Annotated in this window: 23 protein-coding genes; 14 read left to right on the top strand and 9 right to left on the bottom strand. The window is 73.1% G+C overall.

Annotated features, from left to right (window positions below; all coding sequences use genetic code 11):
• Positions 1 to 4: 4 nt before the first annotated feature.
• The 3 genes from AB0M83_RS17930 to trpB all read right to left on the bottom strand — a co-directional run bounded on the left by AB0M83_RS17930 (position 5) and on the right by trpB (position 3,876).
• A complete protein-coding gene (locus AB0M83_RS17930; RefSeq protein WP_364518274.1) occupies positions 5 to 1,492 on the bottom strand; it encodes a helix-turn-helix domain-containing protein in 1,488 nt (495 codons plus the stop codon).
• Between the two features lie 351 nt (positions 1,493 to 1,843).
• Positions 1,844 to 2,650: a tryptophan synthase subunit alpha gene (trpA, locus tag AB0M83_RS17925; RefSeq protein WP_364518272.1), complete on the bottom strand. Its 807-nt coding sequence runs from the start codon at positions 2,648 to 2,650 to the stop codon at positions 1,844 to 1,846.
• Positions 2,647 to 3,876: a tryptophan synthase subunit beta gene (gene trpB, locus AB0M83_RS17920; RefSeq protein WP_364518270.1), complete on the bottom strand. Its 1,230-nt coding sequence runs from the start codon at positions 3,874 to 3,876 to the stop codon at positions 2,647 to 2,649. The genes trpA and trpB overlap by 4 nt, the downstream gene beginning before the upstream one ends.
• A 621-nt stretch (positions 3,877 to 4,497) precedes the next feature.
• On the opposite strand from trpB, the gene AB0M83_RS17915 reads away from it, so the two are divergent.
• Together AB0M83_RS17915 and AB0M83_RS17910 are read left to right on the top strand one after the other, a co-directional pair.
• Positions 4,498 to 5,841, top strand: a complete 1,344-nt coding sequence (locus tag AB0M83_RS17915) for an MFS transporter (protein ID WP_364518268.1) — start codon at positions 4,498 to 4,500, stop codon at positions 5,839 to 5,841.
• Entirely contained in the window at positions 5,838 to 6,599 is a 762-nt protein-coding gene (locus AB0M83_RS17910) for an N-acyl homoserine lactonase family protein (protein ID WP_364518266.1), read from the top strand. Before AB0M83_RS17915 ends, AB0M83_RS17910 begins: the two co-directional genes overlap by 4 nt.
• Here AB0M83_RS17910 and AB0M83_RS17905 read toward each other — a convergent pair.
• Positions 6,586 to 7,248: a TetR/AcrR family transcriptional regulator gene (locus AB0M83_RS17905; RefSeq protein ID WP_364518264.1), complete on the bottom strand. Its 663-nt coding sequence runs from the start codon at positions 7,246 to 7,248 to the stop codon at positions 6,586 to 6,588. The two genes, AB0M83_RS17910 and AB0M83_RS17905, sit on opposite strands and share 14 nt — an antisense overlap.
• 124 nt (positions 7,249 to 7,372) lie before the next feature.
• On the opposite strand from AB0M83_RS17905, the gene AB0M83_RS17900 reads away from it, so the two are divergent.
• Together AB0M83_RS17900 and AB0M83_RS17895 are read left to right on the top strand one after the other, a co-directional pair.
• Positions 7,373 to 8,305, top strand: a complete 933-nt coding sequence (locus AB0M83_RS17900) for a shikimate dehydrogenase (RefSeq protein WP_364518354.1) — start codon at positions 7,373 to 7,375, stop codon at positions 8,303 to 8,305.
• Positions 8,292 to 10,121, top strand: a complete 1,830-nt coding sequence (locus AB0M83_RS17895; RefSeq protein ID WP_364518262.1) for a TIM barrel protein — start codon at positions 8,292 to 8,294, stop codon at positions 10,119 to 10,121. Before AB0M83_RS17900 ends, AB0M83_RS17895 begins: the two co-directional genes overlap by 14 nt.
• Before the next feature lie 174 nt (positions 10,122 to 10,295).
• Here AB0M83_RS17895 and AB0M83_RS17890 read toward each other — a convergent pair whose 3' ends face one another.
• The 3 genes from AB0M83_RS17890 to AB0M83_RS17880 all read right to left on the bottom strand — a co-directional run bounded on the left by AB0M83_RS17890 (position 10,296) and on the right by AB0M83_RS17880 (position 12,775).
• Positions 10,296 to 10,928: a hypothetical protein gene (locus AB0M83_RS17890; protein ID WP_364518261.1), complete on the bottom strand. Its 633-nt coding sequence runs from the start codon at positions 10,926 to 10,928 to the stop codon at positions 10,296 to 10,298.
• A 171-nt stretch (positions 10,929 to 11,099) separates the two neighbouring features.
• Positions 11,100 to 11,750 carry a response regulator transcription factor gene (locus AB0M83_RS17885; RefSeq protein ID WP_364518259.1) on the bottom strand — a complete coding sequence of 217 codons (651 nt, stop codon included), beginning with the start codon at positions 11,748 to 11,750 and terminating at the stop codon, positions 11,100 to 11,102.
• The gene (locus tag AB0M83_RS17880) at positions 11,735 to 12,775 is read right to left on the bottom strand and encodes a hypothetical protein (protein ID WP_364518257.1); all 1,041 of its coding nucleotides are present in this window, start codon (positions 12,773 to 12,775) and stop codon (positions 11,735 to 11,737) included. Before AB0M83_RS17880 ends, AB0M83_RS17885 begins: the two co-directional genes overlap by 16 nt.
• Between AB0M83_RS17880 and AB0M83_RS17875 the strand changes: the two genes are divergently transcribed.
• Positions 12,759 to 13,142: a hypothetical protein gene (locus AB0M83_RS17875; protein WP_364518255.1), complete on the top strand. Its 384-nt coding sequence runs from the start codon at positions 12,759 to 12,761 to the stop codon at positions 13,140 to 13,142. The genes AB0M83_RS17880 and AB0M83_RS17875 overlap by 17 nt on opposite strands.
• A gap of 234 nt (positions 13,143 to 13,376) precedes the next feature.
• Here AB0M83_RS17875 and AB0M83_RS17870 read toward each other — a convergent pair whose 3' ends face one another.
• On the bottom strand, positions 13,377 to 14,465 hold the full coding sequence (locus AB0M83_RS17870; RefSeq protein ID WP_364518253.1) for an ATP-binding protein: 1,089 nt from the start codon (positions 14,463 to 14,465) through the stop codon (positions 13,377 to 13,379).
• A 260-nt stretch (positions 14,466 to 14,725) separates the two neighbouring features.
• On the opposite strand from AB0M83_RS17870, the gene AB0M83_RS17865 reads away from it, so the two are divergent.
• From AB0M83_RS17865 to AB0M83_RS17825, 9 genes are all read left to right on the top strand, one after another.
• Complete coding sequence (locus tag AB0M83_RS17865) at positions 14,726 to 15,553, top strand: endo alpha-1,4 polygalactosaminidase (RefSeq protein WP_364518252.1); 828 nt, start codon at positions 14,726 to 14,728, stop codon at positions 15,551 to 15,553.
• A complete protein-coding gene (locus AB0M83_RS17860; RefSeq protein WP_364518250.1) occupies positions 15,553 to 16,818 on the top strand; it encodes an ABC transporter substrate-binding protein in 1,266 nt (421 codons plus the stop codon). The genes AB0M83_RS17865 and AB0M83_RS17860 overlap by 1 nt, the downstream gene beginning before the upstream one ends.
• Positions 16,819 to 16,827: 9 nt before the next feature.
• A complete protein-coding gene (locus AB0M83_RS17855; RefSeq protein ID WP_364518248.1) occupies positions 16,828 to 17,763 on the top strand; it encodes a sugar ABC transporter permease in 936 nt (311 codons plus the stop codon).
• A complete protein-coding gene (locus AB0M83_RS17850) occupies positions 17,760 to 18,656 on the top strand; it encodes a carbohydrate ABC transporter permease (RefSeq protein ID WP_364518246.1) in 897 nt (298 codons plus the stop codon). Before AB0M83_RS17855 ends, AB0M83_RS17850 begins: the two co-directional genes overlap by 4 nt.
• Positions 18,657 to 18,688: 32 nt before the next feature.
• Positions 18,689 to 19,996, top strand: a complete 1,308-nt coding sequence (locus AB0M83_RS17845; protein WP_364518244.1) for an alpha-glucosidase/alpha-galactosidase — start codon at positions 18,689 to 18,691, stop codon at positions 19,994 to 19,996.
• A 200-nt stretch (positions 19,997 to 20,196) separates the two neighbouring features.
• Entirely contained in the window at positions 20,197 to 20,958 is a 762-nt protein-coding gene (locus tag AB0M83_RS17840; protein ID WP_364518243.1) for a hypothetical protein, read from the top strand.
• A 337-nt stretch (positions 20,959 to 21,295) separates the two neighbouring features.
• Entirely contained in the window at positions 21,296 to 22,048 is a 753-nt protein-coding gene (locus AB0M83_RS17835) for an SDR family oxidoreductase (RefSeq protein ID WP_364518242.1), read from the top strand.
• Positions 22,045 to 22,815 carry an SDR family oxidoreductase gene (locus tag AB0M83_RS17830; RefSeq protein WP_364518241.1) on the top strand — a complete coding sequence of 257 codons (771 nt, stop codon included), beginning with the start codon at positions 22,045 to 22,047 and terminating at the stop codon, positions 22,813 to 22,815. Before AB0M83_RS17835 ends, AB0M83_RS17830 begins: the two co-directional genes overlap by 4 nt.
• On the top strand, positions 22,812 to 24,359 hold the full coding sequence (locus AB0M83_RS17825; protein ID WP_364518239.1) for a carboxyl transferase domain-containing protein: 1,548 nt from the start codon (positions 22,812 to 22,814) through the stop codon (positions 24,357 to 24,359). The genes AB0M83_RS17830 and AB0M83_RS17825 overlap by 4 nt, the downstream gene beginning before the upstream one ends.
• Here the strand turns inward: AB0M83_RS17825 and AB0M83_RS17820 are convergent.
• On the bottom strand, positions 24,305 to 24,868 hold the full coding sequence (locus AB0M83_RS17820) for a dihydrofolate reductase family protein (protein ID WP_364518238.1): 564 nt from the start codon (positions 24,866 to 24,868) through the stop codon (positions 24,305 to 24,307). The genes AB0M83_RS17825 and AB0M83_RS17820 overlap by 55 nt on opposite strands.
• Positions 24,869 to 24,954: the final 86 nt, after the last annotated feature.

The raw sequence follows: 24,954 nt of genomic DNA, 5'->3' as shown, positions 1-24,954 counted from the left end.
GAACCTACCCGGGGCACAGCGAACCGGTGGCCCGCATGGCGAGCCAGAGTTCGTGTTTGGCGCTGGGCGCGTGCAGCAGGGAACGGCCGAGCGCCTGCTCGATCCGGGCCAGCCGCTTGCGCACGGCCGGAGCGGAGATGCCGAGCGCGGCGGCGGTCGCGGGCAGCCGGGTGTCGGCGCGCAGCCAGGCTCGGAGCGTCTCGAGGCCGGCCGGCGGGCCGGCATGCTCGAGGGGACGGAGGCGGGACCGCGCCCAGACTTTCGCCGCCGGGGTGGCCAGCAGCCGATCGAGGGTGACGGTCGCGTCCGGTGCGGTGGGGGTGGCGCGAGGGGCGGAGTGCAGCCGCAGCGCCAGCCAGGCGGCCGACTGGTCGGACACCCGGGTCAGGTCCACGCCGAGCAGGCCGTCGAGCAGGTGCAGGCGGGCCGAGAGCGTGTTGCGGTGGATCTTGAGGTGGCGGTTCGCGCCGTTGTCGAAGGTGAGCCAGGAGTACAGGGTGGCGAGGAGCTCTTCGGCGCCGGGGTCGGCGCGCCGGGCCGGGGTGTGGGACAGGCAGGGCGCCAGGAACCCGGCGGCCCAGGCGTGTCCGACGCCGTCGACGAGCGGGGTGAGGTCGGTGTGCCGGTCGAACCGGGCGTACCGGCCGGGCACGCCGCGGGCCACCGCGAGGGCGTGGAAGGCCTGCTCGTAGCCGATCGCGGTGTCGCTCAGCGGGAGCTCGTCACTCGCGCCGACGCGCGCCTCGGGGACGGTTTCGGCGATCACCCGGTCCAGGGCGGCACCGCGCCCGGGCGGCACGAGCGCGATGAGGTGGTGGGGGTGCACGGGGCAGGGCACGATCCACGCCCGTCGCCCGGCGAACCGCTCGATCCGGTCCGCGACGTGGTGACGCCGGCCGGCCGGGCATTCCACGACGTACACCCGCGACCGGTCGGGCAGGCGGGGTCCCAGCGTCGCGGCGATCCGCCGGGCCGCGGCCAGGCTGCCGGCCATGAGCAGGTGGAGCACGGCTTCGCGGCCGTGCGCCATGGCCGAGGTGACCCGCCGGCTGGTCCGTTCGGCCTCCTGGAGCCGCCAGCACAGGTCCAGGACGCGGGCGGCGTCGGCGAGCAGGACACCGTGCCGGCGGTCTTCCGATCCCGAGACCAGCAGGAACGTGCCGGTCTCCGTGCCGAGCCGGAGAAGGTCGACGGTGTCCGGCTCACGGCCGAGAACGGCCGAGGAAGTCCCGCGCCGGTGCATGCGGGCCACCTCGGTGGCGGCCGCGGCCAGGACCGTGGGCCGGGGGAGTGGCCGCCCCGGCGCCCCGGCCACGACGCTGCCGTCGCTGCCGAGCAGAGCCACGGTCCCGCCGGTGCGCCCGGCGAGCCAGCCGAGAATCTCTTCGACCGCACCGGTTCCGGCCGCCAGCCGGCTCAGCGCGACGAGGTTCCCGGCACGGTCGGCAGCGGCGGTGCGCGGAGATCCCGCGGTGGTTCCGGCACGGCCCAACGGTGACCCCGCCCCCTTCGGAAAGCCGGATTCCACCGTACCGCAGGAACTTTGATCAACTCCCCGGTCGCGCGCGATCCCCTTCCGGAGGACAGGGACCTGGTCCGCTCCGCAACGCGGGCGGGGTCGCACTCCGCCCCTGGCGACACGACTTCACCAGGTACTCCAGCGCACCCCGCCCGATCGGCTCACCCGACCGGTCCAGCAGCAACGGCGACGGTCCGCTGGTCCCACCGATGGCGGTGCGCCGCACGATCGCCGTGCCGGCCTCGACCGGCGAACCGGCGCCCGCCGAGTCCAGCTCCGACGACCGGTACCGGGCCGCACCGGCGTGGCGCGGCCCGGCACCCGTCAGGCCCGGCGCACTCCGGCCGCGAGCCGCTTCGTGAGCCGCTCGAGCGCGGCCGTTCCCGCCGCCGGGTCGCGTGCTTCGAGGAGCGTCTCCACGAGCGCCGACCCCACGATCACGCCGTCCGCGAACCCGGCGACCTCGGTGGCCTGGCCCGCGTCCGCGATCCCCATGCCGACGCAGACCGGCAGCTCCGTGACCGCGCGGAGGCGGCGTGTCAGGACCCCGGCCGCCTCGTCGACCGACGCCCGCGTCCCCGTGACGCCCATCAGCGCGGCCGCGTAGACGAACCCCGTGCCCGCCGCGGCGGTTTCCGCCAGCTGCGCGTCCGTGCTGCTCGGTGCGACGACGAACACCGTGGCCAGTCCGTGCGCCGCGGCCTGCCGGCGCCACGACGCGGACTCCGCCACCGGCAGGTCCGGCAGGACGCAGCCCGCGCCGCCGGCCGCGGCCAGCTCGCGGGCGAACCGCTCGGCGCCGTAGCGGGACACCGGGTTCCAGTACGACATCACCAGCACCGGTTTGCCCGTGTCGGCGTGGACTTCGCGGACCGTGCGCAGGACGCCGGCGATCCGGATCCCGCCTCGCAGCGCGAGGTCGTCGGCCGTCTGGATGACCGGGCCGTCCAGCACCGGGTCGCTGTGGGGCAGGCCGACTTCGACGATGTCCGCGCCGGCGTCGAGCGTGGCCCGGAGCGCGGCGATCCCGCCGTCGACGGTGGGGAACCCGGCCGGCAGGTACGCGATGAGCGCGGCCCGGCCGGCTCGCTTCGTCCGGGCGAGCGTTTCGGTGAGCAGCCGCAGGCTCATCGCGCACCCTCCAGTCCGAAGTGGACGGAGGCGGTGTCCAGGTCCTTGTCCCCGCGGCCGGAGAGGTTCACCAGGAGGAGGGCGTCCGGGCCGAGTTCGGCGCCGACCTGCACGGCTCCGGCGAGCGCGTGCGCGCTTTCGATCGCGGGGACGATGCCCTCGGTGACGGCGAGCAGGCGGAACGCGTGCATGGCCTCGTCGTCGGTGACCGGGCGGTAGCCGGCGCGGCCGGAGTCGTGCAGGTGCGCGTGCTCCGGGCCGACGCCGGGGTAGTCGAGCCCGGCCGAGATCGACCAGGCTTCGAGGATCTGGCCTTCGTCGTCCTGCAGGACGTAGGAGCGCGAGCCGTGCAGCACACCCGGTTCGCCCGCCGACAGCGACGCCGCGTGCTTCCCGCTGCGCACCCCGTGGCCGGCGGCTTCGCAGCCGACGAGGCGCACGCCGGGGTCGTCGAGGAAGGCGTGGAACAGGCCGATCGCGTTGGACCCGCCGCCGACGCAGGCGATGGCGGCGTCGGGCAGCCGACCGGTGCGCTCCAGGAGCTGCCGGCGCGCTTCGACGCCGATGACGCGCTGGAAGTCGCGGATCATGGCCGGGAACGGGTGCGGCCCGGCGACGGTGCCGAACAGGTAGTGCGTGTCCTCGACGCGGGCGACCCAGTCGCGGAACGTCTCGTTGATGGCGTCCTTGAGGGTCCGGGAGCCGGACGTCACCGGGACGACCTCGGCGCCGAGCAGTTCCATCCGCGCCACGTTGACCGCCTGGCGCCGCATGTCCGTCTCTCCCATGTAGACGGTGCAGGCGAGGCCGGTGAGCGCGCACGCGGTGGCGGTGGCCACGCCGTGCGAGCCGGCGCCGGTCTCGGCGATGACGCGGGTCTTGCCCATCCGCTGGGCGAGCAGTGCCTGGCCGAGCGCGTTGTTGACCTTGTGCGAGCCGGTGTGGTTGAGGTCTTCGCGCTTGAGGAAAACGCGGGCGCCGCCCGCGTGTTCGGCGAAGCGCGGCACTTCGGTGAGCGCGCTGGGGCGCCCGACGTAGTGGGCGAGCAGGTCCTCGAACCGGGCGATGAAGGCGGGATCCGCTTTGGCCCGTTCGTATTCGGCGGCGACCTCGTCGATCGCGGCGACGAGCGCCTGCGGGACGAACTGGCCGCCGAAGGCGCCGAAGTAGCCCTCGGCGGTGGGCGGGGTTCCCGGCGCGGCCGGGAAGAAGAAGCCGTGGTTCATGGCGATGTGCTCCTGGGTGGGTTCGTGGCTGGTCGGGGATCACCGGAGCGCACGAACACGCGGGCTCACCGAGGAGGAACTTCCTCAGCGATCCCTCGTGACGCGCGGCGCACGCTGCCATCGCATCCCGTCGACCTGGCCCGCCTCGGAGCCGATCGCATACCGCACCCGCCGTCCCCGCACCCGCCGCGCGGGCGCTTGACAGCCACGCGGCCGGCGGCCACGGGCGAAGCGGACGGTGAGAGGCACGACGGCAGCTTAACCCGCGGGGGCTCGCCGGGTGTAGCGCGTTTCCGGCCGCTTCCGATGCCGGGTCCGGAAGTGCGCTGAAGGGGCCCTTCCTTGCATCAGACGCGAGGAAGGGCCCCTTCAGTCCGCACCTGGCCGCCCGCAGCGACCCAGCCGTGCCACCCGGAGCCGGGCCGGCACTTGCCCGGCCAGCCGACCGTATAACGCCCTATGCACCCGGCCATGCAAGACGATCAACTCGGCCCCCAGCGCCGGAAAATCGGTACTTGACAACCTCGCGGCCGCCGTTCAATCTCTCTAATTAACCGTACGGTACATACCTGACCGGTTAGTTACCTGGACTGCACCGGCGCACCCGCGGAGGAGATTGACGTGACCGATCGTCCGGATGGCGCACCCGCGCCCGTGGGCAGGCCGGCCAAGGCCGCCTTGGCCGCTTGGATCGGCAGCGCCCTCGAGTACTACGACTTCTTCATCTACGGCACGGCCGCCGCGCTGGTCTTCAACAAGATCTTCTTCCCGGCCTCCTCGCCGGCGACCGGCACGCTGCTTGCGCTGTCGACCTTCGGGGTCGGCTACGTGTCGCGGCCGCTCGGTGCGCTGCTGCTGGGACACCTGGGGGACAAGTTCGGCCGCAAACGCGTGCTGCTGGCCACCTTGCTGCTGATGGGACTGTCCACAGTGCTCGTCGGCTGCCTGCCGGGCTACGGGACGATCGGCGTGGCCGCGCCCATCCTGCTGGTCGCGCTGCGGCTCTTGCAGGGCCTGTCCGCCGGCGGTGAGCAGGCCAGTGCGAACTCCATGAGCCTCGAGCACGCGCCCGAGCACCGGCGCGCCTACTACACGAGCTTCACCCTCAGCGGGACCCAGGCCGGGCAGATCCTGGCCACCGCCGTGTTCCTGCCGGTGGCCGCGCTGCCGCAGGAAGAGCTGCTGTCCTGGGGCTGGCGGGTCCCGTTCTGGCTCAGCGCCGTCGTGGTGCTGGTCGGGTACTACATCCGCCGCTCGCTGGACGAGACGCCGGTCTTCCAGGAGGAGGTCGCCAGTGGGGAAGTGGTGAAGCTGCCGCTGGCCGTGCTGCTGCGCGACCACTGGGCCGACGTCCTGCGCGTGGTCGTGGCCGCGTTGATCGCTTCCGTCAGCACGATCTTCACCGTCTACGCGCTCAGCTACGCCGTCAACACGGTGGGCCTGAGCAAGACGCCGATGCTGTGGGTCGGCGTGCTGGCCAACGTCGCCGCCGTGGTCACCATCCCGTTGTGGGCCAAGTTCTCCGACCGCGTCGGGCGCAAGCGGATCTTCATGGCCGGCTCGCTGGGCTGCGCGATCCTGATCTTCCCGTACCTGGGCGCCATCGCGGCCGGCAGCTACCTCTGGATCTTCGTCGTCGGCATCGGGATGTTCGGCATCGTCTACACCGCCACGAGCGCCGTGTGGCCGTCGTTCTACGGCGAGATGTTCCCCGCGCGGGTGCGGTTGTCGGGCACCGCGATCGGGACGCAGATCGGGTTCGCGATCAGCGGGTTCCTGCCCACCATCGCGGTCGGGGTCACGGGCACGGGCCGGGGCGCTTGGCTGGGCGTCGCCGTCTTCACCGCCGCCTTGTGCCTGGTCAACATCATCGCCGTGGCCACCGGGAAGGAGACCTACCGGGTGCCGACCGCGCGGCTGGGCCTCAAGGAACCGGCGCGCACCGAGGTCAGCGTTCCGCAGTGAGCGAGTTCGACGTCTACGCGCTCTGCTACGGCCGACGCACGGGCTACCGCGGTGAGCATTTCCTGGGCTACAGCGCGGATTCCGCGCACCCCCACCCGACCGCCTACTACGTGTGGCTCGCGGTGTCGCCGGAGCACACGGTGGTCGTCGACGCGGGCATCCGGGCGGAGCGGGCGAGGCAGGTGGACGGGCTCGAGTACGTCGAGCCCGTCCGGCTGCTCGCCGAGCTGGGCGTCGACCCGGGGACGGTCGGTCACGTCGTGCTCACGCACCTGCACTACGACCACTGCGGCACGGTGGCGGACTTCCCCGGCGCGCGGTTCGTCGTCCAACGGTCCGAAGTGGACTATTGGACCGGTCCGTGGGCGAAGCGGATCGAGCGGGAACGGTGGCTGCTCGACGAAATCGCCCTCGACCACGTGCTGGCCGGGCCGGTCGACCTGGTCGAGGGGGACGCCGAGGTCGTGCCGGGGCTCAGCGTCCACCTCGTCGGCGGGCACACCGCCGGGATGCAGGTCGTCCGCGTCGAAACCGGCGCCGGTCCGGTCGTGCTGGCCTCGGACGCCAGTCACTTCCACGAAAACCTCGAGACGGACCGCCCGGCGCCGCTGCTGCACTCGATGACCGGGGTGTACGGCGCCTTCGACCGGGTCAAGGAGCTGGCCGGCGGCGGCCTGGTCGTGCCGGGCCACGATCCGGAGGTGCTCACGCGGTATCCGCCGGTGACGGACCGGATCGTGCGGCTCAGCGCGCCGTGAGGTAGCTGACGAGCATGTCGGCGACCATGCGCCGGTGGTGGTCGCGGAAGGCGGGGTCGAGCATGTCGCGGTCGAAGATGGCGTTGAACGTGTAGCGGTTCGCGGTGCGGAACACGCAGAACGCGCTGATGGCCATGTGCACGTCCAGCGCGTCGACGTCTTCGCGGAACTGGCCGGCTTCGCGGCCGCGCGCGAGGATGCGGGTGAGCACGTCGAGCGCCGGGTTGGCCAGGTTGGACAGCGCGTTCGACCGCGCGATGTGCTCGGCGCGGTGGATGTTCTCGATGCTGACCAGCCGCACGAAGTCCGGGTGGGACTCGTGGTGGTCGAACGTGAGCCCGGCGAGCTGCCGGATCGCCTCGGCCGGGTCGAGGTGGTCGACGTCGAGGTCCTGCTCGAGGGAGCGGATGACCGTGTAGGCCCGCTCGAGCACCTCGACGAACAGCTGGTCCTTGTTCGTGAAGTAGTAGTAGATCATCCGCTTGGTGGTGCGGGTCTTCGCGGCGATCTCGTCCACCCGGGCGCCGTCGAAGCCCTTCTCGGCGAACTCGCGGGCGGCGGTGTCGAGGATCTCCGCGCGCGTGCGGTCCGCGTCGCGGATGCGTGCGGGTCCGCTGCTGGCCACTGCGTCCGACGATGGTGCTGCCACGGACTTCCTTCCTCGCTTCAGCTGATGTGCCCACTGTAGGACGTCGCGGCGGATCCGGGCCCTTCACGGCGGCGACACCATGAGGTACAAATAACGTACTGGTTCGTACATTACGGGAGTGCCTGTGAGCTTGTCTTCGGCGATCGACGCGATCCGCGCCCCCGCAGCGCGTGCGAACCCGGGCACGGTGCTCACCGGGCTGATCGGCGCGGGCATCGGGCCGTCGCTGAGCCCGCCGCTGCACGAGACCGAGGCCCGCCGGCTCGGGATCGACCTGGTCTACGCCCGCTTCGACCTCGACGAACTGGGCGTGCCGGCCAGCGAAGTGGGGTCGTTGCTGGCCGCGGCTCGCGACGCGGGGTACCGCGGGCTGAACATCACGCACCCGTGCAAGCAGCTGGTCCTGGAGCACTTGGACGAGCTGTCCCCGGACGCCGCCGCGCTGGCCGCGGTCAACACCGTCGTGTTCGAGGACGGCCGCGCGGCCGGGCACAACACCGACTGGTCCGGCTTCGCGCGCGGCCTCCGGACCGGCCTGCCCGACGTCGACCTGGGCTCCGTCGTGCTGCTCGGCGCGGGCGGAGCCGGTGCCGCGGTGGCCCACGGCCTGTTCACCGCCGGCGCCGGCCGGGTCCGGATCTTCGACCTCGACGCCGCCCGCGCCGCGGAACTCGCCGCCGCCCTCGCCGGCCGGTTCGGGACCGGCCGGGCGTCGGCGGGCACGGATCTCGAAGCGGCGGTGGGCGCCGCGGACGGGCTCGTGCACGCCACCCCGACCGGCATGGCGGCCCACCCGGGGCTGCCGCTGCCCGCCCGGCTGCTGCGCCCGGACCTGTGGGTCGCCGAGGTGGTCTACCGCCCGCTCGACACCGAGCTGGTCCGCGCCGCGCGCGCCGCCGGGGCCCGGGTGCTCGACGGCGGCCGGATGGCGGTGTTCCAGGCCGCCGAGGCGTTCGGCCTGTTCACCGGTACCGAACCCGACGCCGCGCGGATGTCGCGGCACTTCGCCGAGCTCACCGCGTCTCCGGAAAGGCAGCCCGCCGATGTCCTCGACTGAATCCCGCCGTTCGATCGCCACCGTCTGTCTCTCCGGGACCCTGGAGGACAAGCTGACCGCGGCCGCCGCGGCCGGGTTCGACGGGGTGGAGATCTTCGAGAACGACCTCGTCGCGTCGTCGTGGTCGGCGAAGGAGATCAGCGAACACTGCGCCGAGCTCGGGTTGTCGATCGACCTGTACCAGCCGTTCCGGGACTTCGAAGCGGTCCCGCCGGACGTGCTCGCCCGCAACCTGCGGCGCGCGGAGCTGAAGTTCGACGTCATGGACCAGCTCGGCGCCGACACGATGCTGGTGTGCTCGTCGGTCTCCCCGGACGCGGTCGACGACGACGACCTCGCCGCCGAACAGCTGCACCTGCTCGCCGAGCGCGCCGCGGCGCGGGGCATCCGGATCGCCTACGAAGCGCTGGCGTGGGGCCGGTTCGTCAACACCTACGAGCACTCGTGGCGGATCGTGCGCCGCGCCGCCCACCCCGCGCTCGGGCTGTGCCTGGACAGCTTCCACATCCTGTCGCGGGGCAGCGACCCGGCCGCGATCCGCACGATCCCCGGCGAGAAGCTGTTCTTCCTGCAGCTGGCCGACGCGCCGCGGCTGCAGATGGACGTCCTGCAGTGGAGCCGGCACCACCGGCTCTTCCCCGGCCAGGGCGCGTTCGACCTGACCGCGTTCACCGGGCACGTGCTGGCGGCCGGCTACCGCGGGCCGCTGTCGCTCGAGGTGTTCAACGACGTCTTCCGCCAGGCCGACCCGGGGCCGGCGGCGGTCGACGCGATGCGGTCCCTGCTCGGCCTGCAGGAGACGCTCGGCGTCGCGGACCTGCCGCCCGCGCCGGCGCTCGCCGGGCACGCGTTCGTCGAGGTGGCGGTCGACGACGAAGCGGAGCCCTCCCTGGCGGAAGCGTTGCGGGGCCTGGGTTTCGCCGAGACCGGCCGGCACCGGTCCAAGCCCGTCCGGTTGTGGCAGCAGGGAGACGCGCGGATCCTGCTCAACCGGTCCGGCCCCGGGGGCGCGTCGGTCGGCGCGGTCGCCGTCGAGAGCGCCGACCCGGTCGCCTCGGCCCGGCGCGCCCAGCGGCTGCTCGCCCCGATCCTGCCGCGCGGCCACCGCGCGGACGAGGCGGACCTGTCGGCGGTCGCCGCGCCCGACGGAACGTCGGTCTTCTTCTGCCGCACCGGCGCCGACGACGCGGACAGCTGGCTCGGCGACTTCACGCAGACCCCGGCGGCGGGCGGCGAAGCCGGGGTGACCGGGATCGACCACCTGGCCCTGACCCAGCCGTTCGACCACTTCGACGAGGCGGCGCTGTTCTACCGAGCGGTCCTCGGCCTGGAGCCGGAGCCGGTGACGGAGTTCGCGGCACCGTTCGGGCTGGTGCGCAGCCGGACGGTGGCCGACCCGTCCGGCCGCGTCCGCATCGCGCTCGAATCGGCCCTGCTGCGGCGCGGGGAGTGGGCCCCGGGGGTGCGCGAGCCGCAGCGGGTCGCGTTGACCACCGGTGACGCGCTGGCGAGCGCCCGCCGGATGCGCGAGCTCGGGGCACCGCTGCTCGAGATCCCCGGCAACTACTACGACGACCTCGACGCCCGGCTGGCCCCGGACCCCTCGCTGCTGACGGCGTTGCGGCAGCAGTCGGTGCTCTACGACCGCGACGAGGGTGGCGAGCTGCTGCACTTCTTCACCGTGGTGCTCGGCGGCCGGGTGTTCTTCGAGGTGGTGCAGCGCATCGGCGGTTACGCGGGTGACGGGGCCGCGAACTCCCCGGTGCGGATGGCCGCCCACCGGAGGCAACGGGAAGCTCAGCGGTCCACCACTTAGCGTCGCGCGCCCCAAGGTGGCCGACAACCGGACTGGGCTCGCCCGGCAGTGCGCCCCAATGTGGCCTTCGGTGCGTGAGACGCACCCAAGGTGGCCTTCGGTGCGTCTGACGCACCCAAGGTGGCCTTGGGGCGCACTACCTGCGCTGTCGACAAATCCGCCGGCCGCGCGACCCTAGTTCTTCCAGACCACCGGGGACTTGTCGTAGCCGTCGCCCTTGTCGAACGTCGCGGAGCCGACCTCGCTGCCTTCGCGGGCGCCCTGCAGCGTGCACGTCTCGAACTTCGCGCCCGCCTTGGTGAAGTCCTTGCCCGCCGTGCCGGACTTGCACTGGTCGGTGCTGCCGGTGATGATCACGCCGGTCGAACGGCCGTCGGTACCGAGGGCGCGCAGGCTCACCGAGGCGTAGGCCAGGTCGGCGCCGTCCACGTTCTCGACCGTCGCCCGCAGGTAATACGGCGTGATGCCCTTCGCCTTGTCGCCGTACTTCGCGAGGTCGGCGTTGGCGCCCTTCTCGATCGCCGTCACGGTGATCGCGATCGTGCCGGACTTGGTGGTGCCGTACTTGAACGGGACGACCGCGCGCTCGCCGAGCTTCAGTTCGGTGCCGGGCTTCGTGACGTCGCCGGCCGGAACGGCCGCGCCCGTCGAAGACTCCGGCGACGCCGACGCCGAGTCGGACGCCGGGGCGGCGGGAGCGCTGCTGGGGGCGGCGGGCGCGGCCTGGCCGGACTCCCCGCCGCACGCGGACAGCAGGAGGCCGGCGGCGCAGGCGGCGAGCAGGGCGGTGGTGCGGACGTGCTTCATGGATCTCCTCGGAAAGCCCGCCGGACGGGTTCCGGGCGGGCGGAGCCGAGCGCCGCGGCCGCCCCCAGGGCAGTCGCGGCGGCCGGGAACGGTGCGCCCTCGCGGCTCCGTCAGCCGGAGGCTAACCCGAATGCCGCACCGGTGGTGTGGGCCGTTCGCACCACACGGAGGTCACAGATCGTCGATGCCGATCAGGCCGTCCTGGATGGCCCGGGCGACGAGCGCGGCCTTCGTCGGCGCCTCGCGGCCGATGCGCGCGTACTTGACCCGGATCCGCTCGAGGTGGGAGTTCACCGTGCTGGCGGAGATCCCCAGCCGGTGCGCGACGAACTCCTTCGACTCCGACTGGAACCACTCGACGAGCACCTCGGCCTCACGCGCCGAAAGCGCGGGCCGAGTCTCCGAACGATCTCCGGCGAGCGCCCCGGCCAGCGACGGCGGGGTGTAGGGCCGGTCCTGCGCCGCGGCCCGGGTCGCTTCCACCAGGTGCCCGGCGCCTTCGGCCTTCGTCAGGTAACACAGCGCGCCCAGTTCGAGGCACTGCAGGGCGACCTCGTCGTCCGCGCGCATCGAGTAGACGACCACCCGGCGCCCGGCCTCGGCCAGCCGCCGCAGGTCGCCGAACGCCGGCGCGGGGCCGCCCAGGTGCAGGTCGAAGATCACCACGTCGGCGTCCGCACCCGCACCGAGCCAGGCGGCCTTGACGTCCTCGCCCTCGGCGACGACGTCGATCGGCGGGTCGCCGCCCGCCAGCCAGTACGTCACGCCGGCGCGCACCGCCGGGTGGTCGTCGACCACCACGGCCGTCACTCGGGTCGCCACCGCGCCTCCATCCAGGTCTGCCCGTCCCGGGAGTGGGACGTGACGGGGACCGCCGCGGATCCGGTCACTTCCGCGGAACCGTCCGCGACCACGGCGACGCGCACCAGCTCGGGCGTGCGCAGCACGCTGACGCGCGCCCGGGTGCGGGCGGCGGCCAGCGCGGTGAGCACGGGAGCGGTCAGGTCACGGCGGGCCGGGGCCGGGACGTCGACGACGTCGCCGCTCACGGCCAGCGTCACGACGATCCCGCGTCGCCCGGCGACGTCGAGGCACGCGGTGACCTCGTGCACGAGCGGGTCGGGCACGTCGTCGTTCTCCGCGAAGAGCCGCCGCAGCTGCGCGGCGGCCAGCGCGCAGCGGGCGCGGGCGTCCGGCGTGCGCGGGTCGACGGTGCCGTCGGCGAGGCCGGCCAGCAGCGGGAGGGTGGCGCCGAGCTGTTCGGCGAACCCGGTGCGCAGGTCCCGCCCGGCCTGCGCGGCGAGGGCGGCCCGGATGGCGAGGCGCTCCCGCTCGGCGGCGGCCGCGGCGGCCTCGCCCGCGCGGCGGTCGAGCAGCCGGATCAGCCCGGCGATGGCGAGCTGGAAGACGGTCACGCCGAAGAGCACGATCGCGGCGTCGCCGAGTTCGGTGCGCGTCGGGGCCCCGCCGAGCAGGAACTGGGTGACGCTGGCGGCCGTGTGGGCGGCGAGCGCGGTCAGCAGGGCGGGCGGCCGGTCGGCGAGCAGCACGAGCAGGTGCCACCCGACGAGCCCGAACGACCAGTGCGGCTCCCGGAAGAAGGCATCCGGCGGCAGCGCGGCGGTCGCGGCGGAGGAGGCGGCGAGCACGACGAGCGTCCCGCCGGCGGCCATCGACCGGGGGAGCGGCTTGCGCCGCAGCACCCAGAGGGCGCAAAGGGCGGTGACGCCGGCGAGGGTCACGTAGGCGAGATCGGCGGCGACCGGCGGCCGGTAGGAGGAGTGGTGCCGGAGGAGCGGAGCGATCCCGAGGCCGAGCTGGATGATGCCGGTGACGCCGAGCAGCACGATCCGGATGGCCGCGGCGAGCCGGATCGCGGGGTCGCTGGAGGCGTCGTGTGGGGTCGCGGGCCTGGCTGTCGGTCCGGGAGTGGCGGGTGTGTTCGGGGGGAAGCTGGGCCTGGCGGAGCGCGCCGGGGGTTCGGGGGTGGCGAGCCGAGTCGCGGCGTCGGTGGGCGCGGCGAGGTCGCTGGGAGTGTCGCTTGCGGCGGCGGGGCGGGCCGTGGGGCCGGGTGTGGTGTGGGCACTGGGCCCGACGGTGGGGGCTGCGGGCTCGGGGGTGGGCGTGATCGCCGGGGTGCTGGGCGCGGCTATGGGATCCGGAGCGGTTCCGGCAGCGGCGGCGGTGGCGAACCCGAGCGCGGTGGCGGGGTGAGGCGCGGGTCCGGGCGTGGCGGGTTTGTCAGTGGGGGCACTGGGTGCGGCTGGGCGGGCCACAGGTCCGGGCGTGGGTGTGTTCGCTGGGGTGCTGGGCGCGGCGATGGGATCGGGAGCGGTTCCGGCAGCAGCGGCGGCGGCGAACCCGGGTGCGGTGGAGCCGGTCTCCGTGGGCCCGGAGGAGCCCGGGCCGGCCACCTCGCCGCCCTCGGCCGCGCTGTCCTCCGCCGGCTCACGCACCGGACCACCTCAACGTCACGACCGTCCCCGCGCCGGGGGCCGACGTGACCTCCGCCGTGCCGCCGGCCGCGCGCATCCGCTCCACCACCGAGCCGCGCACCCCGCGCCGAGCCGGGGAAACCGATGCCGGGTCGAAGCCCGTGCCGTCGTCGGCGATCGTGACCGTCACTCCGCCCGGCGATGATGCCAGCCGCACCGAAACCGAGTCCGCGCCCGAATGGCGTTCGGCGTTGCGCAGCGCCTCCTCGGCCGCGCGCACCACCGCCAGCGCCGCCGACGCCGGGATCAGCGGCACCGGCTCCCAGACCGCCACGACCGGCAACGCGCGCCCCGCCAGCGTCGCGCGCAGGCCCGCTTCGAGGTCCGCCGGGGTGTCCTCCTCCCGGTGCGAGCCGGTCAGGATCGCCAGGTCGCGGGCCGCGTACCCGGCCACCGCACCCGGGTCGGCCGCCGCGCCGGACGCGACCGCCAGGAACGTCGCCGACGCCGTGTCGTGCAGCAGCGCCAGGTACTCGCGCTCGCGGCGGCGGCGGTCGCCCTCGAGCGCCGCCGCCCGCTCGAGCGCGGCCTGCTCGGCGCGCGCGGCGTCCGTCCGGGCCGTCGACCGGACGAGCAGCACGAACGCCAGCCGCGCCAGCACGCTCTCCACGACGACCCGCAGCGCCACGAGCAGCCAGTCCCCGCCGCCCGCGGTGATCCCTACGGCCAGCAGCACCACCAGCGCCGGCGCGGTCAGCCGCGGCGGGTGCTCCCACTGCCAGGTGATCGCGGTGATCGTGAGGACGTTCACCGCCCACAGGCTCGCCGCGCCGGGCACCGACGTGATCCACGGCTGGCACGCGCCCACCGCCCCGGCCCGCAGCACCGCCAGCGCGAACGACGTGCGCCGCCCGGCGAAGACGTCGGCGGCGCCGGCCACGAGGGTCAGGGCGAGCAGTCCGACGGCCGGGAACGCACCGGGCGCCGCGACCACCCCGAAGACGCCGACGGCCCCGGTGGCGACGGCTCGCGCGGGTCCGGCGAACCGGGTGACGGACGCCCGGAACTGCGCCTCGACCGGCCCCGGCGCGCTGGCCGTCATCACACCCCCGAGAGCCCTGGTCGCACTGCGGAAAATCGGACGTCCTGTTTCTACCAGGCCGCACGCGACGCGCAATTCTGTCCATTTAGGGTGGACTTCTTGCACTATCGAGCACTTGACATGCCCGGTGTTGCTCGCTTTACTGCTGAGCACGTCGGAACGGACGCCCCGACGTCAGAGGTACGCCCAGCCGGTATGTCGGCCTTCGCCGCGAGCCCGGACTGAGTCGCCAGGACGTGCTCGTGGTCCGAGGCGGGGTCGTGCCCACCATCATCCGGAGCTCGATGATGCCCTCTTCCCGCGTTCAGTTCCTCGCCGGCGCCGCCCTGGCGACGCTCGTCATGGCCGGCACCGCGTGTTCCGCCTCCGCGGCACCGGCCGCCGCCGTCACGCCCCCGCCGGTCAAGGCCGGCTTCGACTACCAGATCGGCGGCGCCTACACCCCGGCGAGCGACGTCAAGGTCGTCAGCCGCGACCACACCGCCCAGCCCGCCGCGGGCCTCTACAACATCTGTTACGTCAACGCCTTCCAGGCCCAGCCCGGCGCCGAAGGGGAGTGGGGCGACCTCCTCCTCCGCGACGCCAACGGCAACGTCGTCGTCGACGAGGACTGGGACGAAGCCCTGCTCGACCTCCACACGGCGGACAAGCGAACCCGGGTCGCGGCCAAGGTCAACGCCTGGGTCGACGACTGCGCCGCCAAGGGCTACCAGGCGATCGAGCCCGACAACTACGACAGCTTCACGCGCTCCAAAGGGCTTCTGACCGACAGCGACGCCCAGGCCTACATCCGCCTGCTCTCCGCGCACGCCCACGGAAAGGGCCTGGCGATCGGGCAGAAGAACACCTCCGAGCTGTCCGACCAGCGCCAGGCGAACGGCCTCGACTTCGCCATCGCCGAAGAGTGCGGGCAGCAGAAGAACTGCGGTGAGTTCACCCCCGCGTTCGGCGACCACGTGATCGTCATCGAGTACACCGACGCCGGGCTGAAGACCGCCTGCAGCCGGTGGAGCTCGCTCAGCATCGTGCGCCGCGACCACGACGTCGTCCCGAAGGGCGAAGCCGGCTACGTCCGCAAGACCTGCTGATGGACCGCCGCGGATTCCTGCGCGCCACCGGTGGGCTCGCCCTCGGCGCCGCCGTGGCCGGCTGCGGCCCGGCGCGCGCCACCGGCGGCCCGGTCACCGTCGAGATCTGGCACGGCCAGACCGACACCGGCAAGAATGTCCTCGACGCGCTCGTCGCGGACTTCCACCGGACGCACCCCGGCATCCGGATCGACCTGGGCGGCGGCGTCCTCGCCGACGCGATGCTCCAGAAGATCACCGCGGCGCTCGCGTCGGGGTCGTTCCCGGACATCGCCTACGTCTTCGGCTCGGACCTGGCCAGCGTCGCGCGCAGCCCGAGCGTCGTCGACGTCACCGACCTCGTCGACGCGGGCCCCGGGTTCTGGGCGCCCGCCCGGGAAGCGGTCACCGTCAACGGCCGCGCCCGCGCGGTCCCGGCGCTGCTCGACTCCCTGGCCGTGGTGTGCAACAAGGACCTCTTCGCCGACGCCGGGATCCCGCTGCCCGCCGCCGGCTGGACGTGGGCCGACTTCGTCGCCACGGCCGCGAAACTCACCGACGCGGGCAGCGGCACCTTCGGCACCGCTTGGCCCGCCACCGGTGACGAGGACACCGTGTGGCGGTTCTGGCCGATGGTGTGGGATCTCGGTGGCGACGTCATCGGCGCGGGCGGGCGCGGCATCGGGTTCGCGGACCAGGGCGTGCGCGCCCTCGAGGTCGTCCGCGACCTCGCCGCGGCGAAGTCCGTCTACCTCGACCCGAAGACCGGCAGCGAGCAGATGTACCAGGCGTTCGGGGCGGGCCACATCGGCATGGTCCCGACCGGGCCGTGGCAGCTGCCCGACATCGCCGACGCCGGGATCGACTACGCGGTCGTGCCGCTGCCGAGCTTCAGCGGCCGGCCGGGCACCATCTCCGGACCGGACACCTGGACGCTGTTCGACAACGGCGAGGAGCGCGTCCAGGCGGCGCGCACCTTCCTGTCCTGGCTGGCCGGTCCGGCCCAGGACGTCCGCTGGGACGACGGCGCCGGCAGCCTTCCGCTGAGCCGCGGGACGCAGCAACTGCCGGCGTGGCAGGAGAAGACCGCGCAGACCCCGGGCCTGCCCGTCTTCGTCGACGCGCTGGAGAACGCCCGCGTCCGGCCGGTGCACCCGGCCTACCCCCAGGTGTCGGCGGCCGTCGGCACCGCGATCGTCGCCGTGCTGCTCGGCCAGGCGACGCCGGCCGACGCGCTGCGCGACTGCGCCGCGGCCGCGAACGCCGCCCTGATCATTCCGCGATAGGGAGCCGCCATGCCCGGACTGCCGAGGCCCGTCACCCTGCCAAGCCGAGGCTCCGCCTCGGGCCCCGCCCAACGCAGGCGCCGCCGCGAAACCGCGGCGGCGTGGGCCTACGTCTCGCCCGCCGTCCTCATCATCCTCGGCCTCGGCGTGGTGCCCGTCGCCTGGTCGCTGGTGCTGTCCTTCCAGGTCGACGACCTGGTGACCCCGAGCCGCTGGACCGGCCTGGACAACTACGCCGCCCTCGCCCAGGACCCGCACTTCGCGGAAGCTATCCGGAACACCGTGCTGTACACGGTGCTCTACGTCCCGCTCAGCATCTTGTTCGGGTTCTTGCTGGCCCAGGCGCTGAACCGGCGCATCCGCCTGGTCGGCCTGTACCGGACGCTGGTGCTGATCCCGTTCGTGCTGTCGGCGACGGCCCAGGGCGTGCTGTTCTCCTTCATCCTCGACCCGCAGTTCGGCGCGGCCAACTCGCTGCTGCACCACCTCGGCGTGTCCCCGCAAGGGTTCCTGACCGACCCGGCGCAGGCGCTGCTGGTGCTGGTCGGGATCACGCTGTGGAGCGGCACCGGCTTCTGCGTCGTGGTCTACCTGGCCGCGCTGCAGGACGTGCCGCCGTCGCTGGTCGAGGCCGCGCGGCTGGACGGTGCGGGCACCTGGCGCGTGCTGCGGCACGTGACGCTGCCCGCGGTCGCCCCGGTGACGGCGTTCCTGGTGCTGTGGCAGCTGATCACGTCGCTGCAGGTGTTCGATCTGGTCTACGTGACGACCAAGGGCGGCCCGCTCGGCTCCACCACGGTCATCGTCTACTTCGTCTGGGAGCAGGCGTTCAAGAACTTCACCGCCGGCTACGGCGCCGCGTCGGCCTACGTGCTCGCGCTCGCCCTGCTCGTCGTCGTGGTCGTCCTGCGCGTGCTGCGCCGGCCCGGGAAGGCCCTGCGATGACCACACAGCCGACACAGACGACACGGCCGGCTCGGCTCGAAGTTCCCGCGACCCGCGTGCTGCCCGTGCCGCGGCGGCCCCGGCTGCCGTTCAGCCTGTGGCACCTGCTGCTCGTGCCGCTCGCGCTGGTGTTCGCGGCGCCGCTGGTGTGGCTGCTGCTCAGCTCCGTGATGAGCAACGCCGAGATCAACCGGTTCCCGCCCGCGCTGTGGCCGTCGCGGGTGGATTTCGCCGGGTACCGTTACGTCTTCGAAAACGCGCTCTTCCTGCGCTGGTTCGGGAACTCGCTGATCGTCTCGGCGGTCACCGTGGTGTCGAACCTGCTGTTCGGCGCGCTGGGCGGGTACGCGTTCGCGCGGATGCGGTTCGCCGGTTCGCGGGCGCTGCTGGCGCTGATGGTCGCGACGATGGCGATCCCGTTCCAGCTCACCATGATCCCGACGTTCCTGGTGATGAAGAAGCTCGGCCTGATCGACAGCCTCGGCGCGCTCATCGTGCCGTCGCTGGTGACGCCGTTCGCGGTGTTCCTGCTGCGCCAGTTCTTCCTGTCCCTGCCCCGGGAACTGGAAGAGGCGGCGTGGATCGACGGCTGCTCGCGGCTGCGCGTGCTGTTCACGATCGTGCTTCCGCTGTCGCGGCCCGCGTTGAGCACGGTCGCCGTGCTGACGTTCCTGACCACCTGGAACGACCTGACCTGGCCGCTGATCGCGGTCAACCACGACACGGTCTACACGCTGCAGCTGGGCCTCACCACGTTCCAGGGCCAGCACCACACGAACTGGGCCGCCGTGATGGCGGGCAACGTCATCACCGTGCTGCCCGTGCTGCTGGCCTTCCTCGGCGCGCAGAAGACCTTCGTCCAGTCCATCACCTCCAGCGGGCTCAAGGCCTGAACCCGCACCTCGAACCACCGGATCGGATTTCCATGACCCCCAAGATCACCTTCGTCGGCGCGGGCAGCGTCGTGTTCACCCAGGGCCTGCTCGCCGACCTGTTCGCCTACCCGGAGCTGGACGGCGTGCACGTCGCCCTGCACGACATCGACGCGGACCGGCTGGCGACGGCCCTGGCGGCCGCCCGGCGGATCGCCGCCGTCCGGGGCGTCAAGCCGGTGCTCACCGCGCACGCCGACCGGCGGGAAGCGTTGTCGGGCGCGGACTTCGTCGTGAACATGGTCCAGATCGGGATGGGGGAGGCGACGCGCACCGACTTCGACGTCCCGGCGCGTCACGGCCTGCGCCAGACCATCGGCGACACCCTCGGCATCGGCGGGATCTTCCGCGCGCTGCGGACGTTCCCCTTCCTGAAGGAGCTCGGCGCGGACATCGCCGACGTCTGCCCGGAGGCGTGGCTGCTCAACTACACCAACCCGATGGCGATGAACGTCCAGTACCTGGGCGAAGCCACCGGGCTGACCCGGGTCGTCGGGCTCTGCCACTCGGTGTACTGGACCGTGCACGGGCTCGCCGAGCTCGTCGGGGTGCCGTTCGACGAGGTCACCTACGTCGCGGCGGGGGTCAACCACCAGGCGTGGGTGCTGCGGTTCGAGCACGCGGGCACCGACCTCTACCCGCGGCTGCGGGAGCTGGCCGCCGGCGACGAGCAGCTGCGGCGGCGCGTCCGGTTCGACATGCTGCGGCGGCTCGGCTACTACCCGACGGAGACCAGTGAGCACTCCGCCGAGTACGTGCCCTGGTACCTCAAGCACGACTCCGAGATCGAGCGCCTGCGGCTGCCGATCGGGGCCTACCTCGACATCGTGGCGGAGAACGAGGCCGAGTACGAACGCACCCGGCACGCGATCGCGGCCGACGAGCCGCTGCCCGTCGAAGGCACCGGCGAGTACGCCCCGCAGATCGTCCACAGTGTCCTCACGGGCACTCCGCGGACGGTCTACGGCAACGTCGTCAACCGGGGCCTGATCGAGAATCTGCCGTCCGGCGGGGTGGTCGAGGTGCCGTGCCTGGTCGACGGCACCGGCGTCCGGCCGACCCGGATCGGCGCGCTGCCGCCCCAGCTCGCCGCGCTGAACCGGACGTACCTGAGCGTGAACGACCTCGTCGTGCGCGCGGCCGTCGAGGACGACCCGCGCCACATCCGCCACGCGGCGATGACGGACCCGGCCACGGCGGCGGCGTTGCCGGTGGAGCGGATCTTCGAGCTGTGCGACGACCTGGTCCGCGCCCACGGCGACCGCCTCCAGCCCGGCCTGCGCGCCGTCCTCGGCCGCTGACCTCTCGACTCCTACGGCGACCGTCCTCAGCTGCTTCCGGAACCACAGCGCGCCGCCTCCAGCGCGGCAAGAGCCGGCCCGACGTGGGGCCTGACCCACACCGACGGGTGGTCGGAGGTTCCGGAAGGCCGATTGGTGGGTAGCCCAGTGGAGTGAGACTGAGCAGGCCCCTGCCTGCGGAACTAGTGAGAGGTGGTCACATGGGCCAGGGCGATGCTCCGGTCGGGCGATCGGTGAAGACGGCGGCGGCCGGGGTTCGGGATCTTGCCGCGGAGGCGGCGCGAGTCGGTGCGGCCGCGGCCGCGCGCGCGGTGGAGATCACCGATCGGAAGCTGACGGAAGGTGCCGACGAGCTGGCGAAGGTCGGCCGCTCGGCGACCAAGGACTTCGACAAGAGCACCCGGTCTTCCCGCCGGGACGTGCGGAAGCACTCGGTCGCCGCCCGCGACGAGGTGCTCTCGCGCGCGGTGAAGCTGCGCGACCCGGGCCGTAAGGCGGCGCAGGCGCTCGCGACGGTGGCGGGTTCGGCGAACGAGTCGAACCGCAAGCGGCGCAAGGCCGTGGCGACGGCGAAGCGGGACCTGGCCGTCGCGCTGAACGAAGCGAAGAGCGTGGCGCGCGGGGAACGTTCCCGGCGGGCCCGCTGGCCGTGGGTGGTCGCCCTCGCCGCGGTGGCCGCGATCGCGGCCGTCGTGCAGGTCCGGCGGTCCAACCCGCTGGCCGAGCCGGAGAACGAGGTGAAGGCTCCGGTGCCGGCCGACAAGGTGGTGACCCCGGCCGACCAGGCGGTGCCGCCGACGCCCGCCAAGCCGGCGGCCGCGGCCCCCAAGCCGGCCGACGCGCCGACGCCGCCCAAGCCGGCCGAAGCCCCGAAGCCGCCGGCCCCCAAGCCGGTCAACGGCACCAACGGCAACGGTCACGCCGCCGCCGGCAAGGGCAAGACCGAGAACAAGAGCCGCTAGCCCGGCAAGCCGTAGCGGTCGAAGGAGACTCGTCTCCTGCACTGAAGGGCCCCTTCCTCGCATCTGACGCGAGGAAGGGGCCCTTCAGCCATGTCGGCCGATCGTCCGGTCCGGCGTGGCGGCCCTGCCGGAACGTCTTGAATGCGTCATTCAGGACCTCCGACGCCCTGAATGACGCATTCAAGACATCGCCGGCCGCCGAGCTGGACTGCCACCCTCCGCCGGTGACGGGTGTGACGTGGGTCGGCTTGAGAGGATGGCGGTATCGCGCATAATGAGCACCTGACCGACCGCTTAGCATGTGCCGGGTACCACACCGCGAAGGAGACACACTGCCGTGAACTCGTTCAAGGATCGCGTCGCGATCGTCACCGGGGCCAGCCGGGGCATCGGCCTCGGGATCGCGAAGACGCTCGTCGAGCGCGGGGCCAAGGTGTGCATCACCGCGCGCAAGCCCGAGGCGCTCGAAGAGGCCGTCAACGAGCTCGGCGGGCCCGACGTCGCCATGTTCGTGCCGGGCAAGTCCGACGACACCGACCACCAGGACGAGGCGATCGCGAAGACGATCGAGACCTTCGGCCGGCTCGACTACCTGGTCAACAACACCGGCATCAACCCCGTCTACGGGCCCACCCTGGACATCGACCCGGCCGCCGCGGCGAAGATCCTCGGCGTCAACGTCCTCGCGCCGCTCGGCTGGACCAAGCGCGCCCGCGACGCGTGGATGGGGGAGCACGGCGGGGCCGTCGTCAACGTCGCCTCCATCGCCGGCCTCGGCGCGTCGCCCGGCATCGGCATGTACGGCGTCAGCAAGGCCGCGCTGATCCGGCTGACCGTCGAACTCGGCGCCGAGCTGGGGCCGAAGATCCGCGTCAACGCCGTCGCGCCCGCCGTCGTCAAGACGAAGTTCGCCACCGCGCTCTACGAAGGCCGCGAAGAAGAGGTCTCGGCGGCCTACCCGATGAAGCGCCTCGGCGTGCCGGCCGACATCGCCGGCGCCGTCGCGTTCCTGCTCTCCGACGACGCGGGCTGGATCACCGGCCAGACGATGGTGCTCGACGGCGGCGTGACCCTGGGCGGTGGCCTGTGACCGGCGTCGTCGTCACCGGGGGCGGCGGGGGCATCGGGGCCGCGCTGGCCCGCCGCTTCGCCGCGGGTGGTGCGCAGGTGGTCGTCGCCGATCTCGACGGCGACAAGGCCGCGGAAATCGCGAAGGAGGTCGGCGCGACGGCGTTCGTCGGCGACGTCGCGAGCGTCGACGGCGTCGCGAAGCTGGTGGAGAGCGCGCGCGAGACCCTCGGTGAGATCGACATCTTCTGCGCCAACGCGGGCATCGCGCCCTTCGGCGGCCCGGAGAGCCCCGAGGAGGTCTGGGCGCGCACCTGGGACGTCAACGTCATGGCGCACGTCCGCGCGGCCAACCTGCTGCTGCCCGCGTGGCTCGAGCGCGGCCGGGGGCACTTCATCGCGACGGTGTCGGCGGCCGGGCTGCTGACCAGCCTCGGCTCGGCGCCGTACTCGGTGACCAAGCACGGCGCGCTGGCGTTCGCCGAGTACCTGTCCGCGACCTACCGGCACCGCGGGATCACCGTGCAGGCGATCTGCCCGCAGGGCGTGCGCACCGCGATGCTGGAGAGCACCGGCACCGCCGGCCAGCTGCTGATGGGCGCGTCGGCGATCGAGCCCGAGCAGGTGGCGGACGCGTTGTTCGCGGCCATCGAGGCGAAGCAGTTCCTCGTCCTGCCGCACCCGGAGGTCGCGGACTACTACGCGGCCCGCGCGACCCGGACCGACCGGTGGCTCGGCGGGATGAACAAGCTGCAGCGCAAGGTCGAAGCGGCCCTCGAAGCCGAATGAACTGGCAGCCGGAGGTCGACGAGATCGCGCGGCGGCGTGCGCTGGCCGAGCGCATGGGCGGGCCGGAGAAGGTGGCCCGCCAGCACGCCGCCGGGCGCTCGACGGTCCGCGAGCGGATCGCCGCGCTCGCCGACCCCGGCAGCTTCGACGAAATCGGGGCGCTCGCCGGCACGGCGTCCTATGCGGACGGCTCGCTCGAGGCGTTCACCCCGGCCAACTTCGTGCTCGGCACGGCGAAGCTCGACGGCCGCCGGGTGGCCATCGGCGGCGACGACTTCACCGTCCGCGGCGGCGCGGCCGACGCGGCGATCATGGAGAAGCAGGTCTACGCCGAGCGGCTCGCGAACGAGCTCGGCTTGCCCATGGTGCGGCTGATCGAGGGCACCGGGGGCGGCGGCAGCGTCAAGATGCTGGAGCAGCACGGGTTCACCTACGTTCCGGTCAACCCGGGCTGGGACCTCGTGGTGGACAACCTCTCGACGGTCCCGGTGGTCGCGCTCTGCCTCGGCCCGGTCGCCGGGCTCGGCGCCGCGCGGGCGGTCATGGCGCACCTCAACGTCCTGGTCGAGGGCGCCGGGCAGTTGTTCGTCGCCGGGCCGCCGGTGGTGCGGCACGCGACGGGGGAGGACCTCACCAAGGAGGAACTGGGCGGCGCGGACGTCCACCGGCGCAGTGGGGCGATCGACCGGATCGTCGCGTCCGAGGCCGAGGCTTTCGCGGTGGTGAAGCAGTTCCTGTCGTACTTGCCGTCCTCTGTGGACTCGCTGCCGCCGGTCGGGTCCACCTCGGACCCGGTGGACCGGCGGGAGGAAGCGCTGCTGTCGCTGGTTCCGCGCAACCGGCGGCACCCCTATCGGTTGCGCCCGTTGCTCGACGGCGTCTTCGACGAAGGGTCGGTGTTCGACTACGCCGTGTCGGGCGGCTCGGCTTACGCTGGACTCGCGCGGCTGAACGGCCACCCGGTCGGCGTCCTCGCCACCGACCCGTACCGCGGTGCGACGCTGACGCCGGAGGGCGCCGACGTCATGACGCGGTTCGTCGACCTCTGCGAGACGTTCCACCTGCCGCTGGTGTCGCTGACCGACCAGGCGGGCATGGTGATCGGCGCGGCCGCCGAACACGCGGGCGCGATCCGCCACGGCGCCCGCGCGGTGACCGCGGTCTACCAGGCGCGGATCCCGATGGCCGAGGTGATCGTCCGCCGCGTGTTCGGCGTCGGCGGCGCGGGCCAGGTCAACCGGCACCGCCTGGTCCGCCGCTGGGCGTGGCCGTCGGGCGACTGGGGTTCACTCCCGGTCGAGGGCGGCATCGAAGCGGCCTACCGCGCCGAACTCGACGCCGCCGACGACCGGGCGGCCCGGATCGAGGAGATCCGCGCCCGCCTGGACGCCGTGCGCTCGCCGTTCCGCACCGCGGAGCGGTTCTCGGTGGAGGACGTCATCGACCCCCGCGAGACCCGCGCCCGGCTGTGCGACTGGGTGCCGGACGCCTACGCGGTGCTGCCGAAATTGCTGGGCCGGCCGTCTTTCGGGATGCGTCCTTGAAGGACCCGGTACCAGTTCGGCCGCAGCGGCTCGAGCGCGACGGTCTTGCCGCCGGGGTGGTCGAACATCCGGACGCCGTCCCCGAGGAGCACCGGCACCGGCATCGCGAGGATCTCGTCGAGCAGGCCGGCTTCGAGGCACTGCCGGGCGATGTCGGCGCCGAGGACGTTGACGTACTTGTCACCCGCCGCCTCCTTCGCGGCGGCGACCGCGTCGACGAGGTTGTCGATGAACGTGACGCCGGGTACCGGCGCCGGCGCGTGGTGGGTGAGCACGACCTGCGGGCCTTCCCAGCCGCCGCCGAAGGCCTTGCCCTCGCCTTCGGTGCCGCGGTGCGGGTCGTCGCCGCCGAACGTGCGGCGCCCGACGAGCAGCGCGCCGATCTCCGGGATCAGCTCGTCGACCACCGGATCCGGGCCGAGGTACCGGGTCAGCCAGGACATGTCGCCGCCGGGGCCGGCGATGAAGCCGTCGACCGAGCAGCTGAAGCCGTAGAGCAGTTTCGCCACGATGTCTCCTTCGGGCCGGGTTCGCGGACTCCGGTACTGACGTCGGCGGCCGGGGAAAGTCATCGGTTCGCCTCACGACCGGCCGG

This window comes from Amycolatopsis sp. NPDC051106, assembly GCF_040682775.1.
Taxonomy (GTDB): domain Bacteria; phylum Actinomycetota; class Actinomycetes; order Mycobacteriales; family Pseudonocardiaceae; genus Amycolatopsis.
Note: the sequence above shows the minus strand (reverse complement) of the source record. Positions and strands in the feature narration are given on the sequence as shown.